Source organism: Paraburkholderia sp. PGU19 (genome assembly GCF_013426915.1).
GTDB lineage: Bacteria > Pseudomonadota > Gammaproteobacteria > Burkholderiales > Burkholderiaceae > Paraburkholderia.
The window spans coordinates 40477-63688 of the sequence record NZ_AP023182.1; the positions used below are offsets into that span (position 1 = coordinate 40477).

The 23212-nt window shown below is 59.6% G+C and carries 19 protein-coding genes and 5 pseudogenes; 10 read left to right on the forward strand and 14 right to left on the reverse strand.

All coding sequences use genetic code 11. The features are described 5' to 3' along the window. Positions 1-4 precede the first annotated feature (4 nt). From H1204_RS40600 to H1204_RS40610, 3 genes are all read left to right on the forward strand, one after another. Positions 5-676, forward strand: coding sequence for a response regulator transcription factor (locus H1204_RS40600; protein WP_180735774.1), 672 nt, complete (start codon positions 5-7; stop codon positions 674-676). After that, positions 676-2025, forward strand: a complete 1350-nt coding sequence (locus H1204_RS40605; RefSeq protein ID WP_180736262.1) for an ATP-binding protein — start codon at positions 676-678, stop codon at positions 2023-2025. Before H1204_RS40600 ends, H1204_RS40605 begins: the two co-directional genes overlap by 1 nt. A 121-nt stretch (positions 2026-2146) precedes the next feature. Further along, positions 2147-3097: a universal stress protein gene (locus H1204_RS40610; protein WP_243469066.1), complete on the forward strand. Its 951-nt coding sequence runs from the start codon at positions 2147-2149 to the stop codon at positions 3095-3097. A 24-nt stretch (positions 3098-3121) separates the two neighbouring features. On the opposite strand, the gene H1204_RS40615 is transcribed toward H1204_RS40610, so the two are convergent. Beyond that, entirely contained in the window at positions 3122-5413 is a 2292-nt protein-coding gene (locus H1204_RS40615; RefSeq protein WP_180735775.1) for a heavy metal translocating P-type ATPase, read from the reverse strand. 235 nt (positions 5414-5648) lie between these two features. Here H1204_RS40615 and H1204_RS40620 point away from each other — a divergent pair, with 235 nt between their 5' ends. The 3 genes and pseudogenes from H1204_RS40620 to H1204_RS40630 form a co-directional block, all read left to right on the forward strand. Continuing rightward, positions 5649-6290 carry a hypothetical protein gene (locus tag H1204_RS40620; protein ID WP_180735776.1) on the forward strand — a complete coding sequence of 214 codons (642 nt, stop codon included), beginning with the start codon at positions 5649-5651 and terminating at the stop codon, positions 6288-6290. Positions 6291-6688: 398 nt separating this feature from the next. Next, the gene (locus tag H1204_RS40625; protein ID WP_180735777.1) at positions 6689-7156 is read left to right on the forward strand and encodes a CreA family protein; all 468 of its coding nucleotides are present in this window, start codon (positions 6689-6691) and stop codon (positions 7154-7156) included. A gap of 339 nt (positions 7157-7495) precedes the next feature. Next, positions 7496-7636, forward strand: a pseudogene (locus H1204_RS40630) (IS6 family transposase); the annotation flags it as partial. Positions 7637-7715: 79 nt separating this feature from the next. Here H1204_RS40630 and H1204_RS40635 read toward each other — a convergent pair. The 6 genes from H1204_RS40635 to H1204_RS40660 form a co-directional block, all read right to left on the reverse strand. Beyond that, entirely contained in the window at positions 7716-8018 is a 303-nt protein-coding gene (locus tag H1204_RS40635) for a hypothetical protein (RefSeq protein ID WP_180735778.1), read from the reverse strand. Then, positions 8011-9840 carry a carbamoyltransferase gene (locus tag H1204_RS40640; RefSeq protein ID WP_180735779.1) on the reverse strand — a complete coding sequence of 610 codons (1830 nt, stop codon included), beginning with the start codon at positions 9838-9840 and terminating at the stop codon, positions 8011-8013. Before H1204_RS40640 ends, H1204_RS40635 begins: the two co-directional genes overlap by 8 nt. Before the next feature lie 12 nt (positions 9841-9852). Beyond that, entirely contained in the window at positions 9853-11226 is a 1374-nt protein-coding gene (locus H1204_RS40645; RefSeq protein WP_180735780.1) for a hypothetical protein, read from the reverse strand. Continuing rightward, entirely contained in the window at positions 11135-12292 is a 1158-nt protein-coding gene (locus H1204_RS40650; RefSeq protein WP_180735781.1) for an SGNH/GDSL hydrolase family protein, read from the reverse strand. The genes H1204_RS40645 and H1204_RS40650 overlap by 92 nt, the downstream gene beginning before the upstream one ends. A 69-nt stretch (positions 12293-12361) precedes the next feature. Then, on the reverse strand, positions 12362-13231 hold the full coding sequence (locus H1204_RS40655; RefSeq protein WP_180735782.1) for a hypothetical protein: 870 nt from the start codon (positions 13229-13231) through the stop codon (positions 12362-12364). Positions 13232-13378: 147 nt separating this feature from the next. Continuing rightward, positions 13379-14626: an oligosaccharide flippase family protein gene (locus H1204_RS40660; RefSeq protein WP_180736264.1), complete on the reverse strand. Its 1248-nt coding sequence runs from the start codon at positions 14624-14626 to the stop codon at positions 13379-13381. Positions 14627-15014: 388 nt separating this feature from the next. Here H1204_RS40660 and H1204_RS40665 point away from each other — a divergent pair, with 388 nt between their 5' ends. After that, on the forward strand, positions 15015-15248 hold the full coding sequence (locus H1204_RS40665; protein WP_180735783.1) for a hypothetical protein: 234 nt from the start codon (positions 15015-15017) through the stop codon (positions 15246-15248). A gap of 140 nt (positions 15249-15388) precedes the next feature. Here the strand turns inward: H1204_RS40665 and H1204_RS40670 are convergent, their stop codons facing one another. Further along, positions 15389-15751, reverse strand: coding sequence for a BON domain-containing protein (locus H1204_RS40670; protein ID WP_243469067.1), 363 nt, complete (start codon positions 15749-15751; stop codon positions 15389-15391). Between the two features lie 139 nt (positions 15752-15890). After that, positions 15891-16394 (reverse strand): annotated as a pseudogene (locus tag H1204_RS40675) (alginate export family protein); the annotation flags it as partial. Between the two features lie 6 nt (positions 16395-16400). On the opposite strand from H1204_RS40675, the pseudogene H1204_RS40680 reads away from it, so the two are divergent. From H1204_RS40680 to H1204_RS40690, 3 genes and pseudogenes are all read left to right on the forward strand, one after another. Beyond that, positions 16401-16658 (forward strand): annotated as a pseudogene (locus tag H1204_RS40680) (isochorismatase family protein); the annotation flags it as partial. A gap of 17 nt (positions 16659-16675) precedes the next feature. After that, on the forward strand, positions 16676-17041 hold the full coding sequence (locus H1204_RS52770) for a hypothetical protein (RefSeq protein ID WP_180735784.1): 366 nt from the start codon (positions 16676-16678) through the stop codon (positions 17039-17041). A gap of 545 nt (positions 17042-17586) precedes the next feature. Then, positions 17587-18045, forward strand: coding sequence for a hypothetical protein (locus H1204_RS40690; protein ID WP_180735785.1), 459 nt, complete (start codon positions 17587-17589; stop codon positions 18043-18045). Positions 18046-18268: 223 nt separating this feature from the next. Here H1204_RS40690 and H1204_RS51995 read toward each other — a convergent pair whose 3' ends face one another. From H1204_RS51995 to H1204_RS40710, 5 genes and pseudogenes are all read right to left on the reverse strand, one after another. After that, entirely contained in the window at positions 18269-18652 is a 384-nt protein-coding gene (locus H1204_RS51995) for a hypothetical protein (RefSeq protein ID WP_243469069.1), read from the reverse strand. Positions 18653-19353: 701 nt separating this feature from the next. Further along, a pseudogene (locus tag H1204_RS52000) lies at positions 19354-19744 on the reverse strand (enoyl-CoA hydratase-related protein); the annotation flags it as partial. A 3-nt stretch (positions 19745-19747) separates the two neighbouring features. Beyond that, positions 19748-20173, reverse strand: a pseudogene (locus H1204_RS40700) (class I poly(R)-hydroxyalkanoic acid synthase); the annotation flags it as partial. Between the two features lie 368 nt (positions 20174-20541). Then, entirely contained in the window at positions 20542-21789 is a 1248-nt protein-coding gene (locus H1204_RS40705; RefSeq protein WP_180735787.1) for an enolase C-terminal domain-like protein, read from the reverse strand. 45 nt (positions 21790-21834) lie between these two features. After that, complete coding sequence (locus H1204_RS40710) at positions 21835-23124, reverse strand: MFS transporter (RefSeq protein ID WP_180735788.1); 1290 nt, start codon at positions 23122-23124, stop codon at positions 21835-21837. Between the last annotated feature and the right edge of the window lie 88 nt (positions 23125-23212).

Here is a 23212-nt window from a genome sequence, read left to right on the forward strand (position 1 = left end):
CAAAATGCGCATACTGCTCATCGAAGACGATCCCTTACTTGGCGATGGTGTTCGTGCGGGCCTGCGGCAGGCGGGGTTCCAGGTCGACTGGGTACGCGATGGCAACGCCGCCGAGACCGAATTGCGTACCCAGTCATACGCGGCAGCCGTCCTCGACCTCGGGCTGCCCCGCAAGGATGGCATCGAAGTGTTATCGTCAGTGCGTCGCGCTGGCGTGACCTTGCCGGTACTCGTGCTGACCGCACGCGACACCGTTCCCGACCGTGTGCGTGGGCTGGACATCGGTGCCGACGACTATGTCGTCAAGCCCGTCGACCTGCAAGAACTCGCGGCCCGGCTGCGGGCGCTGGTGCGTCGCGCACACGGTCTGTCGCAGGAAACATTGCAGGTGCAAAATGTTACGCTCGAACCCGCGACGCGATGCGTCTACCGGAATGATGAGCCGGTAATCCTTTCCGCGCGCGAATTTGATCTGTTGCAGAGCCTGATGCTGAACGCGGGCCGTGTGTTGTCCCGTGAGCAACTGGAACAGGCCATTTACGGCTGGGGACAGGAAGTGGACAGCAACGCGGTGGAAGTGCACGTCCATCGCCTGCGCACCAAGCTCGGCAGCGACCTGATCAGGACGGTTCGCGGCGTCGGCTATGTATTGATGCGCGAGGGCTCTGCCGCGTGATGATCCTGCCTCGCTCACTGCAAGGCCGTCTGCTGATCCTCGTGATCGGGGGCGTGGTCATCGTCTGGTTGATTACCGCGCTGTTCATCTGGCGCGATGCACGCAACGAACTCGACGAACTGCTCGACAGTCATCTGGCACAGGCTGCGGCGCTGCTGGTCATCCAGCAAACTCAATCGATTGACGACGATGACACTATCGATTCGCGCGTACCCCACCCGTACGCGCCCAAGGTTGCTTTCCAGATCTTTCATGAGGGGCAGGCGGTCGTGCGTTCCGCCAACGCACCGGCGGAGCCCATGATTCCCGTGAATCATGAAATCGGCCAGGGGTTCGCCACCGTGCAAATAAACGGTGAAGCGTGGCGCGTGTTTTCCACGAGTGGGCCGAGAGAAGACACGCGCGTGTATGTTGGTGAGCGTATCGATTCGCGCACCTCGATACTGCTTGCAGTATTGCGCGGCACGCTCTGGCCCATGGCAGTTGCCCTGCCGCTTTTTGGGCTTGCCACCGGGTGGGCAGTGCGGCAAGGCGTAGCCCCGCTTAAACGGCTGGGTCGCACGATCGCCCTGCGTGGTCCCGATGATCTTGCGCCTGTCGCGATGACGCAAACGCCCGCCGAAATATCCCCGGTACTCGACGCGCTCAATCAGCTCTTCGTCCGCATCCAGACGGTATGGGAAGCAGAGCGCCGGTTTACTGCGGACGCAGCCCATGAGTTGCGCACTCCGATCGCGGCGATCCGAACGCAGGCTCAGGTTGCGCTGGCCGAAACGGACGACGCCCTTCGTCAGCACGCATTGCGCGCGACTCTGGAAGGATGTGACCGTGCGACCCGCCTCGTGAACCAGTTGCTGGTTCTGTCGCGACTCGAGTCTGGGGCGACCCTTGAATTGACGAAAGTCGATCTGAGCGCGCTTGCGCAACGGATGGTCGCGGAACTGGCACCGACGGCGATCGCCAAGCGACAGTCGTTAGCATTCGACGGTGCAAGACACTGCTATGTCACAGGTGACGAGATGTTGCTCGCGGCGCTGGTGCGTAATCTCGTGGACAATGCCGTCCGCTACAGCCCGCCTGGCGCATCGGTCCTGGTCAAAACCGAAAGAGACAACAGCAGAGCCGTCCTGTCGGTCGAGGACAGCGGCCCCGGACTTGCAGACTCGGATCGCCCGCGACTGGGTGAGCGCTTCTTCCGTGTGCCGGGTACGGCCGAAAGCGGCAGTGGCCTTGGCTGGTCGATCGTGCAGCGAATCGTCGACCTTCACTCAGCGGCGGTCAACGTGCGTCGATCGCGGGCTCTTGGAGGCCTCGAAGTCCAGGTCAGGTGGCACACGGTCGGCACATGACTGGCGCCTGCACCGACCATCAATCCAGGCCCCAGGAGTTGACCTTGGCTAACCGAGCGTGCATCTTCGACAGTAGGATACGCAGGAGAATCACAACAAACCTGCGTGTATGGAGCAAACCATGAATTCCCCTCATTCAGGTGACGCGATGTCGACGCTGCCGCGCAAGGTTCTGATCGCGGTCGATTCGTCGATGGCGTCGCGACAGGCACTCGCCTACGCGCGGAACATCCTTCCCTACGGTGCCGAGGTTCGGCTCGTCAGCGTGGCCGAGAATCCACATACGCTCTTTCCGATGGGCCGGCATGTGGGTCAGGTACTGGATCAGGCGCGCGATGAGTTGTTACGCGATGCGGCCGAAGCGCTAGACCAGGCCAGGGATTGGATGGCACAGTGCGATGTCCGTATCGAAACAGACGTAATCGACCTCTCGAAGCACGGCAGCGACGTCGTGGACGCCCTCCTTGATGCGGCCGACTCGTGGAGCGCTGACCTGATGGTTGTCGGTGCCCGTCAACACCACGGGTTGCAGCGTTGGGTTGAGGGCACCGTGTCCGAATCGCTGACGAGACGTTTGCGATGCCCGATGCTCGTTGTACCTGAGAACTACAGCACCACGGATGGCCACTTGCCGGAGCGCATCCTTTTCGCGATCGACGGAAGCCCTCAGTCGATGTCCGCGTTGCAGTACGGCATACGGTTCGCGACGCCCAACACATATCTGCGAGCGCTCTACGTGATCGATCGCGCCGTGCGGCTCTCTGACTTTTCCCCCATTGACGTGCTCGAGGACGCGTTCGTCGGCGAAGGCAAGCATGCGCTAGCCGCTGCAGAGCCGGTTCTTGCGGGCGTGTCGGCGCGGACCACTACTGCGCTCGTCAGGACAGGCCGTACCGGCGATGACGTGGCTCATACTATCGTGCGCGAAGCGAGCAGCTGGGACGCGCAGCTGATCGTCATGGGCACGCATGGCAGGCGTGGCATGGCACGCTGGATACTCGGCAGCGTTGCGGGGCGCGTCGCGCACATCACGCAAACGCCGCTCCTGCTCATTCACACGAGTGAGGCTTGATGCATTCGGGTCACAGCTTCGTCGTTATTCTCCTTCCCCAAGGGCGTGGAACAGTTCGTCTTCCTGCGCGCAATGCAGACGTACGATTGCATCGAGCCCGTACAGCAGACGCTGGAGTTCGCACAGGCTGGCGGCATCGGGTCCCTCAGGCGGGATGTCTTCCGTCATTTGCCGGAGCAGCCGGGTGATCCGGAATATTTCGCGGTGCGTGGCGCTCAGTGCCGCCATTGGGTCTTCCCCGCCAACAATACGTGCCAGGCCTGGATACACCTCGAGGTCATCGTGCTGTTCATGCGGCACAAGATAACGCTTCAGCACATCGTTCACGCCAGCGAGCGCACCCGCCACTGACGTTCCTGGCACGCGGTGCAGCTTGTCCGCGAGTTCCCTGATTTGCGCCATCACTGGACCAAGCTCAACATGCTCTCTCTTCAGCTGCTCTGCGTCGCGACGAGACAGGGAGCCGGCAGTCGCCGTCGAACGTATCCGCAAGGCGCGCAGGGCGTTCGCGATGACGGCCACATCGATAACCTCCTGAATCACTGCGCCCAGCAGGGGAGGCAGGAAACCGAAGGCGGCGATGGCCATCGCAGCAAATGACAAAACCATGCCTGCAATGACGCTCTGGAGGGCAATCCGCCTCGTGTGGCGCGCCACCCGTAGCCCCTCGACAAGCCGATCCAGCCGGTCGACCAGCAGCACCACGTCAGCCGCCTCTGACGACGCCGCTGCTCCGCGCGCACCCATCGCTACGCCGACGTCGGCGGCCGCCAGCGCGGGTGCGTCGTTGACGCCGTCGCCGATCATGATGACCGTGCCTTCACGATGCGCTGCCCGAATGGCTTCGAGCTTGTCCGATGGCGTCTGCTCTGGCAGCACTTCAGTCAACCCGAGCGTCGCGCCGATTGTCTCGGCCACGTCGCGTCTGTCGCCCGTCAGCATGATGAAGCGTCGGATGCCTTCCTGCCGCAACAGCCGCAGCGCCCGGGGCGTTTCCAGGCGAATCTGGTCGGCCATCTGGAGGGCGCCCACCATGGCCCCGTCCACGCCGACGAACACGGCAGACGCGCCCTCATACGCCACGCGCTGAAGGAACGCTGTGCTCCATGGCGCTGACGACGCCATCGACGACACATAGGCGAATGAACCGATGCTGACAGCCCGGCCTTCCACTTCGCCCCGCACGCCGGCGCCAGGCTGCTCCACAACCTGGCAAGGCGCGGACAGCACAAGATTGCGCTCGCGTGCGGCCGTCGTCACTGCTTCAGAAATGACGTGGGCAGACGCCTGACCGAGAGACGCAGCGAAGCGCAACACGGTCTCGGGCGAAATACCTGGCCCGCTTTCGATCGAGACAAGGCGCGCGCGTCCGCTCGTCAGTGTTCCCGTCTTGTCGAAGAACAGCACACTGGCTTGCGCGAGCCTTTCCAGCGCGCCACCACCCTTGATCAACACACCACGTCGGGCGCAACGCGACATGCCGGAGACAACTGCCACAGGCACCGCAAGAATCAGCGGGCAAGGTGTTGCCACGACAAGCACCGCGAGCGCCCGAACCACCTCGCCCGTGACAAGCCAGCTCCCTCCTGCCAGCACCAGTGCGGCGAGCACGAAAAGCAGCGCGTAGCGGTCGGCAAGACGCGTTGCGGGACTGCGTTCCTGCTGCGCGGACTCCACCATGCGGACGATTCCGGCAAACGTGCTATCTGCAGCACTCGCCGCGGCGACCATCTCGAACGCAGCACCCACGTTGACCACACCGCTGCCCACCGATTCGCCAGACAATCGCTGTTGAATGGCGGCCTCCCCGGTGAGTGTGGATTCGTCAAGCTGCGCGCGGCCCGTCAGGGAGCCATCGACAGGTACGAACTCGCCGTTGCGAACGAGCAGGCGGTCGCCGGGACGCACGGTGTCCAGTTCGACCCGGCGCCACTCACCAGCCTCGAAGCGGTTGGCGTGACGCGGAGCTCGGTTCAGCAGAGCGGTCATTTCACGACGCGCCCGCTCCTGAGCGTACTGTTCGAGCGCCCGTCCACTCGCGAGCATCAGGGAGATCACCGCCGCGGTCAGAAATTCGCTAAGACCCAGAGCGAAGCCGATCGCAAGCAGAGCGAGCACGTCGACGCCTGCTTCATGCCGCCGCAGTGCCGTAACGATGGATACCGATAGCGCCAGCATGACGGGTAATGCCCCCGCTGCCCACAGCGCGTGTGCGACCGCGCCCCTGCCGAGCGCGGCGAAAAGCAGTCCGGCTAGCAGGCTTCCCGCCGAGACAACCAGCAGCGCCAGATCGACTGAGAGTGACGGACGTGACATGATGGGCAGGTGAAGATGAATCCAGGTCGTCGAGGGACGAGGCTTTGCGATCGGAAATGACGCGCGATCAGAGTCACAGTGTATGGACCCATCCTTTACATTTGCTTGACTGGCGTCAAATCAGCCAATTCCCGGCCAATCCGACACTTGAGGTTCGCCAGTTGATCTGTATCAAACGGCGAATCCCGTCGCGCGGCAAGCTCGAAAGGTAGTCAATCGGTCGGGAGGTCCTGTCATGTCGACGCTGGCAACGCTGTTCGTTGTCGTGCTGCTGCTCAATCTCGTGCCTGCGTTCGCGCCGCCTACGTGGATGGCCATGTCCTGGGTCGGCTTCAATATTTCCGAGGGCAATCCGTTCGTATTTGCCGTGGTAGCCGCCAGCGCGGCAACCATCGGACGGCTGGTGCTGGCCAGGTTTGCGCGGTCGTTGTTGCGAGGGCGGCTGATGCGCGAGTCCGATCGGGAAAACATCGGGGTGGTTGAAGAATGGCTAAAGAAGCGCAGAAAGCTGACCGTGGGTGCGTTCTTTTTATATGCGCTGGGCCCGCTTCCTTCGAATTATCTCTTCATCGCATATGGACTTTCGGGGATGCCATTGCGCGTCATTGGCGTCCCATTCTTTGTGGGTCGTACGATCAGCTATTCGGCCTGGGCTCACCTCGGGCGGATCGCTTCCGCATATATCGATCCTGAGTCCGAGTTCGAAGGCGGGTATCTCAGTGGCTACTTCGTCATCACCCAGCTGGCCCTGCTCGGTTTCGTGTACCTGCTCACGAAGCTTGACTGGAAGGTGTTGATCGGGGAACGCAAGCTGAAGTGGCGGCGCTCAATCAAGCGTCCTGGCCTCGTTGAGCGCGGCCCTACCACGAAGCATTGAACACGGCGGTGCGACACGCCAAGCGTCCAATTTTGCTCCACCTCTCAAAAGATTGAGTCTCGGTCGCGCGGGATCTCTTCATGGAAAACCGTGAACGTCATTCGATGGCACGACGCCTCGCGACGCGTAAGCGAGTGTCGGCGTTAACCTGCACACTTCCATTAGAAGGCCCATCGGCCGCAACACGTGACATCAACCTTTACAAACGCACCTGAGCTTCACGCATCACGCGGCGGAGGATGGAGCGCCGATCTGTCACAGCACTATGTCGCCCGATCGGTCATCTATTGACGTGCATCAAGTCTCGACACCTCCGAGATCATAGTCTGGCTGAAACAGGACATACAACCGTCCGCGGAGTTTCATCGGCGCTGCCCAGCGATTTAAGGAGATGTGTCATGACCCGTTGCCTTCTATTTCTTTCAAGTGCGGCAACTGCGCTTGCCCTTTTCCTATCCGCACCCGCTCACGGCGAACAATTGGCGAGAATCGCGACCCATTCACAGCGCTACGGTGGGCAAATCGAAATATCCGCGTATGACGATCCCCTTTTGAAGGGCGTCACCTGCTACGTTTCCAGATCACACGACGAAAATGCCTTGGGTGGCAACTCACAGCCGCCGCGCGCACCTGACGCTGAGGTTTCCTGCCATCAAGCAGGCAAGCTGATTACGCCGACCCAAGTCCCCAAACAAGCGCAGGTGTTCGACGAATCCGTGGATCCGATTTTCAGGGTCCTTCACGTGTTCCGGATTCTCGATCCGAGCCGGCTAACGGTGCTGTATTTTAGTTACACGGAAAGTGAACTTGCAGGGGACCTGCCCGGCCATGTTGACGTGATTACGCTGCCGGTGCGTGGAAGGTAAACCGCGGAATAGGAGATGTCCCCTGTTCCAGTTGGGAAAAAACCGCGCGCTTGTTCCATGAAGAGTCAGCTTACCAGCGGCGGACGTTCGAATGTCTAACTGCGCGTAAATGCTAATTGCCTGCTTTTGGGCCGAACCCGGAAGGTCGTTTCAACGAGTGATGCGTCGTAGTTGGGCCGCTGAAGGGCATGGTCAGGTGGATACCCTCATCAGGAATCCCGCCGAAGTGGAGAGTGCCTTTCGCCTGACTATTGCAAAGTACCCGCGGCAGGCCCGTATGCCAGTGCCCATGCCGACGTCAGACAACGTGGGAGGCTTCGTCAAGTTGGCGCAGATCAGTCGAGCTTCGGATCGATCCGGCAACACTTTGCGCTCAAGCGACATCTGCTATACGCTTCGGTCTACCGCAAACAACCTGGCGAGGGCTTTGCCATGTGGCATCGCTTTACTGGGTTGGCCCAAAATCCGTTTGCTGTCTGAGCAGACTCGCGCAAGCTACACTTTTGCGCCTTCAGCAATTTAACGTGACAAAGCCCTGACGACTTATGCGAAAACAACCTCAATACATCGCATAGACGAATTGCGATATCACCTCAGCCTGTTCGCCAGGGGCACGAAGCGCCTTCGCGATCTTACGCAACTCGGGCTCAATCAGCGTGAGTTCTTCCAGCCCCTGTTCGCGCCAGATTGCGATTAAGGAGTCGATCATATCTTCCTCGACTACGATCGGAACCGGCTCGAAAACGTCGAGGAAGTACGATGAACACGTGGAGTCCGTTTTCTCCAGCAAGAACGGCGCGACAAGCGGCTTTGTACCCACCAGTTTCGAACGGAATAGCCTTCCGGAATCAGCGTTAGTCAAGTTGGTACTCCTTTTTCCAAGAGTCGTCCGAATCGATCGGCGTCTGTTCGTCGCGGTAGAGGATGTAGTTGCCCATCACGAGCACATCGATATCCGTGCGCATAAAACATCGATAGGCGTCTTCTGGCGTGCAGACGATTGGCTCACCCCGGACATTGAACGAGGTGTTGACAAGCAGTGGGCACCCTGTCAGCGCCTGGAATGCCTGCAGCAAAGAGAACATCCTCGGGTTCGCGTCCTTCTCCACTGTCTGGATCCGCGCGCTATAGTCGATGTGAGTAATCGCCGGGACGGTACTCCGCACCGCATTGACGATTTGCAGCATGTCTTCAGGATCAGACGATGGCTCTGGCATCCGACGGTGCTCCGTCCGCAAGGGCGCGACGATAAGCATGTAGGGGCTGTTTGAATCAAGCTCAAAGTAGTCGGTCGCTTTGTCTTCCAGAATGATCGGTGCGAATGGCCGGAACGACTCTCGAAACTTGATTTTAAGGTTCATGCGCGACTGCGTCGTCGCCGCACGCGGATCGCCGAGAATCGAGCGGCTGCCGAGTGCCCGCGGACCGAACTCCATACGACCCGCAAACATTCCGACGATTTTTTGTTCCGCGAGCAAGGAGGCGATAGTCGCCGCGCCTGTGTCGAGATTGTCCAACGGATGATACGTGGCGCCCGACTGCGACAGGAACGTGAGGATCTCGTCGTCGCTGAAGTCCGGGCCGAGAAAGCTTCCATGTTGTGCGTCTCCGGCGCCATCGTGCTTCGGGCGGGTACCGCCAAGCATGTAGAAGTCGGCTAGATACGCTGCACCGATCGCGCCGCCCGCGTCGCCCGCTGCCGGTTGGATCCAGATGTCATCGAAGATCCCCGCACGCAGAATCTTGCCGTTCGCCACGCAATTCAACGCAACGCCCCCTGCAAGACACAGGTTGGCCGCACCCGTCATAGCGCGCAAGGTACGCGACATCTTGAGCATGACTTCTTCCGTCACCGCCTGAATGGATGCAGCGAGGTCCATCTCGCGCATTGTGATTCTCGACTCAGGCACACGCGGTGGCCCATCGAACAGTTGGTCGAAGCGCTCGTCCGTAAGTGTCAGCCCACGATGAAAATCGAAGAACTCGAGATTGAGGCGGAACGAGCCGTCGTCCTTGATGTCGATCAGGCGCTCCCTGATCGTCTCTGCATAGATGGGCTTGCCATAGGGCGCAAGGCCCATCAGCTTGTACTCGCCGCTGTTGACCTTGAAGCCGCAGAAGAACGTGAACGCGCTGTACAGCAGACCAAGCGAATGTGGATAACGGATTTCCTTGAGAATTTCGATCTCGCTGGCGTGTCCGATTCCCAGGCTCGTCGTCGACCACTCTCCAACGCCATCGACGCACAGCACCGCAGCTTCCTCAAACGGCGACGGGAAAAACGCTGATGCTGCGTGTGAATAGTGATGACGCGCGAAGTAGATAGGTACCTCGCAGTTCAACATCTCCTTGACAAGATCCTTGAAATAGGGCTTGACGCTGAAGAAAGAGCCAATCGCACGGGTGAAGAACGCTTCCGACTCAGGCGCAAATGCGATCGACGACCGTATGATCCGATCCGCCGTCAACGCAGGATCGTCATAGAACGCAATTGCCGCCAGGTCCCCGCCATCGATCTCCGCCTCCTCAAGACAGTAGTTGATCGCGCCACGCGGGAAGCGAGGGTCGTGCTTTTTCCTACTGAATCGCTCTTCCTGTGCCGCAGCGACGATCAATCCATCTTTCAGTACCGCCGCGGCCGAGTCGTGATAGAAGGCGGAAACGCCAAGTATGTATCTGGACATAGTTCTCCTCCTCTACAATCGAGAGCCTCTCACTGGGAATTCCTGCGCCTGACCGGCGCCGGTCCTTCTCCCATCGCACTGGACGTGTTCATACTCGGCAATATCTATGGTGGAATAAGGATGCGTCCTGGCGTACGATTCTTCCGACCCAAGCGCAGCGGCGCGCCCACGCGTAATCGGCATGCCGCCGATCAGCACGTCGCGCGGCTCGCTGTAAGTGATCAGGTCGATAAAGTCCCAACTGCCTGCGTTCTCGGCAAAGCCCTCTGGCCGATCAAACAGGCACAGGTCTGCTTGCATGTCCGCCGCTATCCGGCCGATGTCGACTATCCCTAGCGCCTGGGCCGCAGAGGACGTCAGCGCATCGACCATGAAGTTACCGAGCGTCGCCGCTTTCCCCGACTGATGAGTTAGTGCGGATGACAGCAGCGTCAGCGACCTGTAGCAGGTCCCACGCACTGCCGTATGCCGGTCGCTCGAGAACGCCAGCGCGCGGTCCTTCAATGACAAGCGCGCAAAGTGCTCTTCCTGCAGACATTCGCTGACGGCCCCGGGTGCGCAAACCAGGTTCGCGGCCGACTCATTCACCATTGCGACATCGCGTCGGGACAGCTGCGAGAGGTTGAAGATCGTTGCCCGTGACATCAGCGACAGGTATGACAGCAGTCCCACCTCCGTGAAGTAGCGCGATTCCTTATAGAGCTTCGCGTCGGCCGCCGTTGAACTGAGTCGGACGCAGAGCCGCCTCTCCAGCCGCTCAGCAACCTGGGCGGCAGCAACGAGCGTAGCGGCAGACCCGACCTCGCCAGGCACGACTGCAGGTATGAACTCGCAGCATTCGAGCCTTGACGAATTCGTCGCGCGCGCAATGCCTTCCAGCATGCGTACGCCCGCTTCCGCGCGGTTGGCGCTGCCGTCATCCTCTGCGAGTTCAACATAGAAGAGGCGGCGCAGCCCGTGAGCTCCGTCGCATGCTGCGCAATCTGCAAGGCTCCTGCAAAACACTCCTGCCGTGGTGACCGCATGTGCGGCGAGTTGCTGCGAATATCGGTTCCAGTCCTGAAGACCCGGCGTAGCGTCGGCTTCGATCAAGCCGGGAAGACAGGCAGTAGTATCGCCCGGCATCAAGCAGGCACACTGCGACGTGTGTGGCGGCAAGATGCGCGCAATGCGCCGGCCCTCGATCTCTATGTCACCGCGCACAAAGCGATGCCGGCTCGAGTCGAAGTACAAGGTATCGACGATCGCCCACGCTGTTTCGCAAGCATGTAATTCCAGAACGTCCATATGCCCCTCATGTCGCAACGCCTTGCGACGGCGATGCCCGTCCTGCGCCACCCAGCTCCTGTTTGCCGGAATCGTCGTGCCGCGGCCTCTGCCGCTCATCGACGATTCCGGGCCCCGCATCGTGCATCGAACTATCATCAATCTGCACGCCCGTTTGCAGCAGCGGAGCTACGACCTTCGCCAGTGCGCGCCCCATGATCTGGTGCGCGACCGGCGTGTAATGGCAGTCCATTCGGAAACGCAACTGTCGCCTTTTGTCGGCTGGATATCGGTGGAAGTCATCAAGAACGTGATAGACCAGAACGCCAACCGACTGCGCGAGCTCATCAAAACGCATGCGGATGTTCCTGTAGCTTGCGGTTTCCTCAACGTACTGATAGACGGGCATAACGACGATCACAGCAGGTACTGGAAGTTCAGATACCCACTTTGCGAGGATAGCCTGCATGAGCTTCCAGCTGTCATTGCTCGCGGCGTTGTACTCTGGTAGCGGCTGGAACCGCGTTAGCCGCTGGCAAAGATCTTTGAAATCGGGGCCGATCTTGTTGACCATCTTGCGCAGATTCGAACGCACCGAAGCCATCCCGCCTGCCTGCGGGAGGGACAAGTCCGCGAGCCTGTAGGGCGGTGGAACGGGGATGCCTTTTAGGCTCAACCCGTTGTCAGCCGAGAGTTCGAACCACGGCTTGGGCACGCGAATCGCCTCGCCTGTGCGGTCCGCCCAATCGCGTTCGCGAACTACGTTGCGCTGGATGTTCTCCACAAGCACACTTATAACAACAGCGTCGTAGTCGATTTGACTGGCATATTGCTGGAAGACCAGATACTGCTGGTCAGTACCGCTGCCGCTCAGCCCGAAGTTGATTACCTCGGTGTCGGTAAGTTGCTGCTCCAGAACATCCGTGTACCGTTTGCCGTTGCTGACACCGTCACCCGCGGTGTAGGAATCGCCAAAAACCAGCACACGATGCTCAGTGCGCTTACGGGGAGTCACCGGGTGATCACAGCGAAAACCATCGCGATTGGTTTTCACCAGATACCCACCTCCTTCATGGGGGATCCGGAGCTTAAGGCCGGGTGCGAACCGATAGCCGAGAATCGGATCGTATCGCATTAAGCGTCGATGCAGACCCGGCGCCTCGCCATCCGGTGTGTGCGCGTTCATGATTGTCTGTCTCCTGATTTTCGGGTATTCGTCCCCTTGTCCGTAGTTTCGACCATTCATCGCTGGAGGTCAGCGACGCCTTCTATCCGGCATACCATCGAGCCCGCTCGTTACATCGGGCAACTGATCTCGTTCAGGCATACGGTCCAATAATGCTTTATACGTCTTCTTGACGACAGGCAATAGCTGTTTGGGAATCAGCCTCGTTGCGACTCCCCTAACTATATCGAAAGCAGGTTTCGGCTCACGGAACAGGTTCTCGGGCATCCATATTCCATCAAACTGAAAAAGTAGTTCGGGGTATTCGATATAGCGTTGATCGATATTCAATTTCCCTACCAGATCGTCCCGTACAAATACCAAGTTTCCCGTGTGGCAGACAAGCGTATAACCTTTACGACGTGCCACATTGCACGTTGCAGAGAATGTGTTGCCGCTGGTCTTATCGCTATGTCTCCACACTACCCCCGGTGGAACACTTGAATTGATTTCGATCACGACAATCTTCGGCGTGTAGTCTGTCAAGGATTCCCACACGTCACAGTCATATGAGTCTATATCGATCGATAGCAACGAAAACTCAGAAGGTATTCTCGTCTTTCTCAGAATTGCATCCAGCGACAGTTCGTCAGCCGAAGAACGTGCCACAAAAGCGCACACCGGAACGATCTTTGGATATTTCGTGGCTGTATCGAGTAGATTCTTAAATTTCCTGGCATCGCCCTCTATATAAACTGCGTTCCATCCTTGTTCTACAAGAGCGAATGTGTTGCTCAAGTGAATGCCATCCCAGGCACCAAACTCGACACACCAACTGTCGTTGCTTGCCTCCAGGCCAAGGCGTTTGTGCAACTCCGCGATAACGCCATCCTCACCGTTTTGCGAATAAACATTGGACTGATACCTGTTGAACGGCAAGCTGCTAAGGTTCGAGTTCATTTTTCATCTCTCGGATAGATGTTTGCTTTACGTTGCGACTGACCTTCCCTCCACGTTATAGCCTCGTACTCTTCACGACGAAGACGCGCCTGCGCGATATACGACGCAGCACGGTGACAAGTCGACATGGTCCACGGATCGTTGGCATCACAAGACCCTCGCGGTTCTATATAGCATCCACACCGCGGCGAAACTGAGCCCAACAGTGATCGACCACGCGATACCCGTGACACTCCAGTAATGTGTCGCGGGCGGCACGCAGACGAGCAGTACGAGGACGTCGATCATCGACGCCTGTGTGGTCGCCTTTGCGTCGCCGACGGCCCGCAGATACGACACCAGCACCGCGATCAGCGCGCCGATCGCCATGTTGATCACGAAGATCTTGAAGAGCGGCACGGCGGGCAGCCAGGCGGGGCCGAGTATCAGCGCGAAGAGCCAGTGCGCCGCGAGCCGCAGTACGATCACGACCACCACCAGCCCCAGCGCGATCACGCCGATATAACGCTTGAAGAGCCGCCCAGCGGCATGCGGATCGGTGCGATGGCGCGCGGCGAAGGTCGGAAACAGGTATTGCGACATCGCGATAGCGGCATCGGCGAGCAGCATTTGCGCGAGCCGCGACGACATCTGATACGCGCCCAGTTGCGCGGGCCCGAGCAGCTTGCCGACCACCACCTTGTCGAACTGGTTGAGAACCAGGTTGACGACGCTGCCCGCCCAGATCCAGCGGCTAAAACCGATGTAATGACCGATGCCAGACCAGCGCAGCCGGATCGGCGGACGCGGGCTCATCGTGACCCACGTGAGCGACGTTTTCAACGACTCGCCGACGATCATCCCGAGCAGCACCGAATACGCGCCCGCACCCGCCAGCGCGAGCGCCAGCCCGCAACAACAGTCGACAAAAGCCGCCGATATTTCGATCAGCGCGACATGCTGGAAACGCCGCTCGCGTTGCACGACGTAATACGCAGGCGACGCGACTCCGCGCAGTAACGGCAACAGCGCGGCGAGCTGCAACAGCAGCAGCGCGCCGCCCAGATGAAACTGGCTGTTCATCAGCGGCGCGATCGCGACGAGCGCGGCGCCGATGATCAGACCACGCGTCGCGAGCGTGGTCCAGACCGCGCCGAGTTCATCGCGCGTCGGTGCGGCCTGCCCTTGAATCACGGCCTGCGACAGCCCCGTATCCGACAAAGATTCGGCAATCGCAACGGCGAGCAGCGCAACGCTCACGCTGCCGATCGCTTCCGGCCCGAGAATGCGGCCTATCGCGAGAAACTTGACGGCAACGAACCCGCGCATCAACACCTGCTGCAGCAGCACCCATGTCGCCGCGCTGGAATTCAAGCTTGCGCTGAAGGAGAACGCCGGTAGCCGCATCGCTCGCACACCGCTCTCCCCGTTGTCTCGTCTGCCCATTCGTGCGCCCACCATGGCACGACACGCAATCTCCAAAACGTACGCGCAAGTTTTGCAATGCAAACGCCATACGCTAGTTCAAATCGGCAAACTTTACTGTTATTTCATCCGGCACTTAAAAGCAGGAGGCCGTTACGGAAGGGGAACGCAACATGGATGTCAGGATTTTGAGGCTACCCTCAGGGTGCTTGAACATCGAACTGGCTACTTGCTATCGGATCAGGATACGTGTCATTCGCAGATTGATATGCCTCAAGCCGGCACGCAAACGGCGCGTTAACCTCTTTGGAATGACTGGGAAAGTGCGTACCGGAAGCATGCCGCTGCCTGGATAACCGATATTCCTACCGCGATCGCATTGGTGTACGCCGACACGTGGCATGCGACGTTCGAACAACTGGCCGAAATGCTGAGCGGGGGTTACCTCGACGCGCTGTTCGCCGTGGCGGGGCGCTGGTTCAATGACCAGTCGTCGACAAAGCGGACCTTCCTCGACGATCCTAGTTCACTCGCCGGCCAGAGCCGTTACGTGACCGACGATAGCAGCCTGCAGCAACAAATAAGCGGCGATGCTCGAATATCGTTCCAGTGATGTAACCTGGGCGTCTTGCGGGCAAGCGTCTAGCTTGAGTTCAACGCAACGCTGCTGTTCGCTGCAAAGCGCCTCCGGATCATCGCGTCAACCGGCTCACCCTTCGGCAACGTTCGTCGCCAAAGTCGCGCTCCTATCTGCTATCTGTTCTCGATGGTCAGGTTATTCTTGACAGCCGTGACGCCGGGAACGCCTTGTGCGGCTTGAGCAGCCCTGTCCAGAGCAGCCCGGTTGGGTACCGATCCAGAGAGCGTGACGACGCCAGCTTCAGCGTGAACCCTAATATGCCTGCTGGTAAGGTGCTTCGTCTTGCCGAGCACGTGATGAACGTCCTTCTCCAGCTTCCGGTCCGCAGCAGTGGTCGTCGTGTCCGTGCGGACACTCCCCGACGCCGCGGCGTCGCCTCCACCATTTGCCTCGCCTGCAGCCTGTGCGAAGCCGCTCGTCGATAGCATCAGCACGACAATCCCTAGTACCTTTGTGACCGAAATCATTGCGTCCATCGATGCTCTCCGCCAATTCGTAGATGTCCAGCAGTAGTCGGGATTGAGATCGGAACCACGATCGCGGGCAGAAGCAACAGATGGATCGACACGGATGCAACTGCATCCATGCGCGATCATGCCTTGTGTGAGATTCCAGCTACCACCCATACTTTAGTTCGACACCCACGTAGTCCGCATTACTGCCACCCAAATCACGAATCGAATCGCCTACCTGGAAGTGCACCGCTTCGACAGCGCCCACCAGGTTCGCCGCAATCGTCCAGTCGGCTCGCACCTGCACATACATCCCTGTCCACCGGCTGCCATGTCCGGCCGTTCCGGGCACCACGGCGTTGCCCTGCTGGTACACGGCATCCGCCGTTGTCTCGCGCCACTGGAATCCGAGCGCGGCAAGCAGCGCCAGATTGCTAGCCGGTTTGAGCGTGACGGAAGGTTTGATATGAATCAGGTTCGAATAGCCCGTGTATCCGGCGAGCGTGAAGTAGTAGCCATTCGGAAACAGCGGATCGAACGTTTCGATGCGTCCATCGCCGGGGTGCCTGTCGCCCGAAGCCGCGTCGATCTGCACGCCCACACGCGGCGTCCAGGGAAGATCGAGCGTGTAACCGGCGAGAGAGCCAACCGCCCACGCACCAATCGTTTTAGCGCCAAAGCGGCCAAGGTCTTCAATATCCCCACCATCATCACGACAGTAGAATCCGAAAGCTTCTCTGGCTTCACGTATCCCGAACTGCTCGACGTATTCGCGGGGCAGAAACTGCTTGAACGTACGTCGATGAATTCGTGGGATGACCAGAAGGTGCGTGATGCCCTGGCAGCGAACGGCCGCAAGAAGGTGGTGGTCTCGGGCCTCTGGACAGAGGTCTGCAATAACACGTTCGCGTTGTGCGCAATGAACGAAGGCGGAATCCCAGTAACTGAATGCCCGATCGGGCATTTGGCCTTCACGAACATGAGCGCTTTGCCTACCTGTACGACTTCACCTACCGGTGGTTACATGACGTGCGCGTCGAGCGGCGAACGCGCAACCAGCGGGCAAGACTACTACGCTGCGTCGCGGGCACCTGGCGTTGCCCGCCGGAGGACGCCGGAGGCCCAGAGTGTTACATGAACGCTCTGCCAGTTCATGGCGAGCACGAATTTCTCGAGTGGATCGAGACTTTACGCGAAGGCGAGATCGCGGTGAACGATCTGCGCGTCGAGGCCTACGAATGGCACGTCTGGGTGGATCGGCGTTTCGACCTTCGGGCGGCGCATGTCGCCCAACGACCGCAGAGCAACCTATAGCGACCCTTGGCCGGCGATCGTCCCAATGACCGCAATGGCCGAGAAGCGACACTTCTACATGCGAATTTACTGGGCGGTTCCTGATGCGGAACAGACGCCTGAATGTCTGAGCAACGGTGCGAGCGATTGACGCTTGGCCGTATCCGGAAGTTCGATGTCGAACCCCCGTGGTTGAGACAGGCGTCCCCTCGAATATCCAATGCCGACCCCTTTCGGAGACTGCGACCCTCCGACTGGCACCGGCGGATTCACATAGTGGCTGAACAGGTTCTGCTCGCTACCAAGTGCCGGTTCGCCCTCTTTTCCGCACGACTGAGAAAACTAAAGAGGCTCTACACGGCTTTGTTCCGGTTCGCGCGGTCCAATACACACGCTCACCACAACACACGGTTCGAAAAGCAGGCCGAACGTGATGCTGATTTTCCACGAAACGCAAATGCCACAGAAGGCGCAAGTGATGTAGATTAGGATCTCGTTACGACCCACCACTGTATCTTCGAATCGGTCGCCATCGGAGTTAGTTCTGAAGTTGCACAGGAGCCGGCGTGAACACGAAGCATAGCAAGAGGGGGCATCTCGAAGCCGCGGCGTCACACCACGAGCAGGCCGCGCGACATCACCGCGAGGCTTCCCGGCATTTCGAGGAAGGTCGAGACTTCGCTCACGCCGCACATCAGGCGATGATGGCCCATGGCCACACGTTGCATGCGATCGATCACGCACACGACGCTGGTGCGCACAGCACCAATACGCCGTCGATAACGCCCCCATTGACCGGCTCAGGCGTAAGTGCCGCGGACGTGGCAAAACATCATGCGGCGGCCGTGGAGCTTCACACGCAGGCGGCGCAGCATATGCGCCACGCCGTCAATCTCTTCGATCAGGATCGTAGCGCGGTCTCCCACGACGCACAGCTAGCACTCTCACTCGCACTGCGCGCTTTGTCCCATGGCAACGAAGCAGCCAGACTCTTTATCAAGCTCGCTGCCAGTGGTGCTTCGTGAGTTAAGGTTGGTTGAATTCAAGCCGGTCATTCCGTACGGTGAAGTATTCGGAGTGGTGCGGTCTCCGTTTACACCGCCTATTGAGCGCACCGAACGCTGAAACGCTTTCTGCACGGCAAGCACGCCGTAAAGCACCAGGTTGTCGCGCGGATCTACGGTCGTGGGCCTGCCGTAAAGATCCGCGCATCGATTGGTATGGAGCAATCAAGCGTGCCACTCTCGACTAGACCTTTCGCTCCAGCAGGTCTGTTGCGAAAGACTTTGCGTGTGCTACGGCCTCGTGCGCGTCGAGGAATACTCCGAGCTGCTCCCAGCGTTCCTCGACCCCATATGTTCCTTTCATACCGAGTGCCCTCTGAACGAGCAATTGCGCTGCGTACCTGCCGTCCTCCAATGGTCGAGCTGTCGCTATTACCTTGTGCGGAAGGTCGGATCTTTCTGGCTGGACCAACTCGACAGGACCGCCAGGTACACCCATATCTTTCAACTCGTTCCTGACTTTGCAGTCCGGGCAGTAGAAGCACCACCCCTCGTCCTCGTGATTGGATCTGACCTGCCCGCGAGCCAGCACGGCACGACATTCAACGTTTTCGCAGATGAACGGCATAGCAGTTTCCGGAGTTGTTTGAAAGAAATCCTAGCATGTCCGCCGACGGCCAACCATCGACATTGTTGCCTGCCTGAGGCTAAGGAAAACCCTCAAACGCGAGCCGGTGAGGTCGCGTCAGCCTGCCGCATAGTCGCCATGATCAGGTATAGACCACCGCCGATCGCCCCAGCAGGTGATCCAGGTCGAACCAACGGCCATCAGTGCCCTGAATGGGCCCCGCGCGCCGTCGTCGCCGGCCTCCCTGGTTTGGTTGCGCACCCGCTCCTCGGAATGCCGTGGCTGAACATAGGATGTACCGCCTACCCCTCTGCGTTCCGCAAGACAGCAATTGAAGGGAAATGCATAGTACATGCAGGATTCTTTGCATTGTGATCGTCACCATGGCGACCAATGGGTGCATGGCTGCGGACGCGGCAAGTACGTGCGCTCCAGCATTGCCCGAAGTCGATGCACAACATGGCTCTAAGATCCGGCCCGACTACAGCCTTCTCATCTGGACCGTTCGCCGCCTTTCTGCTGCGTTGAACCGTGCAGCGAAGGGCCTCGACCTCCGCTGCCCAGCGAGTATCACTCGCGAGACCGGCCAACGTGATGCTAAGTGCGGTGCCTGTGCCCGTGGCCGGCACACACAACACCGTGTCGCGGGATCCCCTGTGATGCAATGCATGTATAGACCCGACGCCTTTTACAAGCTTGCGGATGATGCCGAGCCCGGTTGCAGGCCGACCTGACCGGGCGTTGTCGGCAGCGGTAATAAAGTCTCACGTCATCGCGAGCTCAAAGCCACCGCCAAGCGCAAAGCCCGCGATAGCAGCAATTGCACGCTTGCGCACCGGACATATCGTTTCTCAATTGCGTATGATGAAGTGCGCGTTTTCCGACCTCAGCGAAGTCAAGGTTCGCTATCGCGGCGATATCTGCGCCTGCAGCGAACGACTCACTGCCAAACACTGCAATGCAGCCGATGCAATCGCCCGCATCGTATGCAAGCAGTGCCGCGCCGGGTTAATCCACCAGCACGTCATTGAGCGCATTCAGCTGTTGCGGCCGATGCAAGGTGATGACACGGGCTCCTGAAGCGCTCGCCACGGGTCACGCACCCATGACGTCCGGCGGATGCTTCGCCACATAACGCCCCGGATCGTCGCCGAGCATGCTGTCGGTCCAGTAGCTGCGCTTGTTCTTCGACGCCGGATTGATCACGCCCGCTATATGTCCACTCGCGCCGAGCACGAACTGCGTCTCGCCGCGCACGAGTTGCGTCGAACAATACGCGCCCTTCCACGGGACGATGTGATCCTCCTGCGTGCCGAAGATGTAGCTCGGCATGTCGATGTGCCCAAGGCCCACCGGCGTGCCACACATGACGAGCCGTCCCGCCTTGCACAGGTTGTTCCCGAGATACATGTTGCGCAGATACCAGGCGTACATCGGTCCGGGCACGTTGGTGCCATTGGCGTTCCCGTAGAGCAGATCGAACGCCTGCGGTGCGCCGCCCTTCAGATACTTGTTCACGACGCGACATTCGTCGTGACGACCGCGCCGTCTGCACGCAGATGCGGCGCCCGCGTGAAACCATACCGCCCGCTGTCAGCCAGCGCCTGTTGTCGCACCCAATGCCGACATTGGGGCTGGTTGGGCTCTATGTCAGCAACATGGCGGATTGCTGACGGTGGCAGCATCGACCAGCCGGAGGGCAGCTTCCGGCATCAGCGAATTCACGCTCCCGAACCCATACCAGCCGCTGACACCATGAGGGATCAACGACCGCTTAGGCCGCCGAATTGCCGACCGCCGCCCTTCCCTCTCCTGCATACGGCGCGCGCCTTGCGATTTTTGCCGTGATACGGCGCGGGTTATCGTGGCTGCTCCACCCTTGCTCTCAATCAGGGAGTCTGCAAGGTGCCGTCTTTCAACCGGGTTTGCGTCCAGGTCGTCAAGGTGTTCTCACACGGATACTTTGCCGCTTCAGCTTCGTCGATATCGACTCCCAGACCGGGTCTGTCGTTCGCATACACGTGCCCGTTGCGGAACTCGGGCATGCCTGGGAAGACGTCCAGCAGTGCCGCCCGCGGCCCCTTCAGGTCCTGGATGACAAAGTTGGGCGGCTCGGTGCCCGACCATTCCTGAACCCCGAAATTGCGCGCGGCGAGATCGATATGAATGTTTGCCGCGTGAGCCATCGGCGACATATCACCCGGACCATGCCAGGCCGTCCTCACGCCAAACTGTTCGGCGAATATCTGCAGCTTGCGTCCGGCAGTAATCCCACCGATCTGGCTCAGGTGAACGCGTATGAAGTCTATGAGGCGCTCCGTGATCATGAAACGCCATTCAGACGGGTTGTTGAAGAGTTCGCCCTGAGCGAGAGGTGTCGTCGTCTTTTCTCGCAATTGCCGTATCCATTCGCCCTCTTCCAGCGCAATCGCATCTTCAAGGAAGAACAGCTCGTATTGCTCGAGCTCGCACGCGAAGCGGATTGCCTCGACGGGTTTGAGGCGTTCATGCACATCGTGACACAGCTCGACGTCGAACCCCACCTTGCTGCGGATGCCGTCGAACAGTTTGAGGGTCTCGCGCATATACTTCCTGCTGTCGAGATACACGCCCTCGGGTGCGCGCGCCGGCGCGCCCAATGGCGCATTGCCATAGCCGCTTCCACCGTAGCCGCCACTCTGACAGCGAATGTGCGTGATGCCCTGCTCCCGGTACTTCTGGATGTTCTCGCACAACTCGTTGAGGTCACGCCCGTCCGCATGGCGATAGATCGGCACCCCTTCCCTGCACTTGCCGCCAAAGAGCTGATAGAGCGGCATGCCCGCCATTTTGCCCTTGATGTCCCACAGGGCCATGTCGATGCCCGAGATCGCATTGTTCTCGATGGGGCCGTTGCGCCAGTACGCGTTCTGGTGCATCAGTTGCCACAGTTCCTCGATCGCCTCGGCGTCCCGGCCAATGAGGAGCGGCCGCAAATACTCTTCGATCAGACATCTGACCGCGACATGCCGATACGCAAACGTCGCGCAACCGAGCCCAAACAGTCCAGCCTGGTTTGTCTCCACCTTGACGACGATCAGGTTGATGCCTTCCGGCGCGGTCAGGATGACCTTTACATCGGTGATCAGCGTTGCCATGTTGTTCCTGCCATTGCAAATGTTGAGTCGTGGCGTGGTGCTATATCAGCGGCTCACTGCGAGGCGCCCTTCCTGTTTCGAGCGCTGACCGGAGGGCGCAGGCACGGTGATCATCAGAATCACAGAGCAGAGCAGCGCACCCGCCATGAACATGTACGACGCCGCCGGGCTACCCGTCGCGCCGTTCAGATAGCCGACGATCCACGACCCGAGAAACGCGCCCAATGCGCCGCATGCGTTGATGAGTCCGATCGCGCCGCCCAGCACGTTGCTCGGGATGAGTTCGGGAACGAGGGCGAAGAACGGTCCGTACGGCGCATACATCGTTGCACCTGCCACGACGAGCAACGCAAACGACATCCAGAAGTGCGAGTTGCCGATCATGTACGAAGCCACGAATGCAATCGTCCCGATCAACAGCAACGGCCAGACGAACAGCTTGCGGTTGCGGGTCTTGTCGGACAGCCATGATGCGAGCAGCATCAGGACGATGGCAGCGAGATACGGCACGGCGGCAAGCCAGCCGACCGACACGATATCGATTGTCGAAGCCGTCTTGAGAATCGACGGCAGCCACATGATGAAGCCATACACGCCGATGCTCCACAGCGCGTGAATTGCACAGCATTTCAGTACGATTGATGAGCGGAACGCAGTCTTGTAGTCGCGCACCGGCGCGATATCGGCCTGCTCGGCTTTCAGCCGCGCCTGCAATTCGGTCTTTTCTGCGTCGCTCATCCAGGGCGCATCGGCCGGCTTGTCCTTGACCGTGAACCACCACACCACTGCCCACGCAAGCGCAGGTACGCCTTCAATCACGAACATCTCGCGCCAGCCGAAGCTGTGCACCAGGTAGCCGGACACCACCGACATCCACAGCACCGTCACGGGGTTGCCGAGAATCAGGAACGTGTTGGCGCGCGACCGTTCGGTTCGCGTGAACCACCGGCTGATGTACATCAGCATCGATGGCATCACGGCAGCCTCCACGATGCCGAGCACAAAGCGCAGCACCATCAGCATCGGAATGTTGCTGACCATGCCCGTCGCTGCGGCGCAGAGCCCCCACAGGATCAGGCTGAAGAAAATCAGTTTCTTGACGCTGTTGCGCTGCGCGTAGATTGCGCCGGGCACCTGAAACAGACAATAGCCGAGAAAGAACAGTGAGCCGATTAGCGACGAGGTGCCGTGCGTGATGCCGAGATCCTTGTCGATTCCGGCGGCTGCGGCAAAACCGTAGTTAGCGCGATCCAGGTAGGCGAGACTGTAAGTGATGAAGATGATGGGCATCAGATACCACCATCTCTGGGTTGCTACGGGTTTGACGCTTTCCATGATGTCTCCGATCAGTACCGCGAAAGACGGCACACACTGCGTGATGAGTGGGATGTTGCCGTTCTTTTAGTTGTGGTAGATCCCTGCG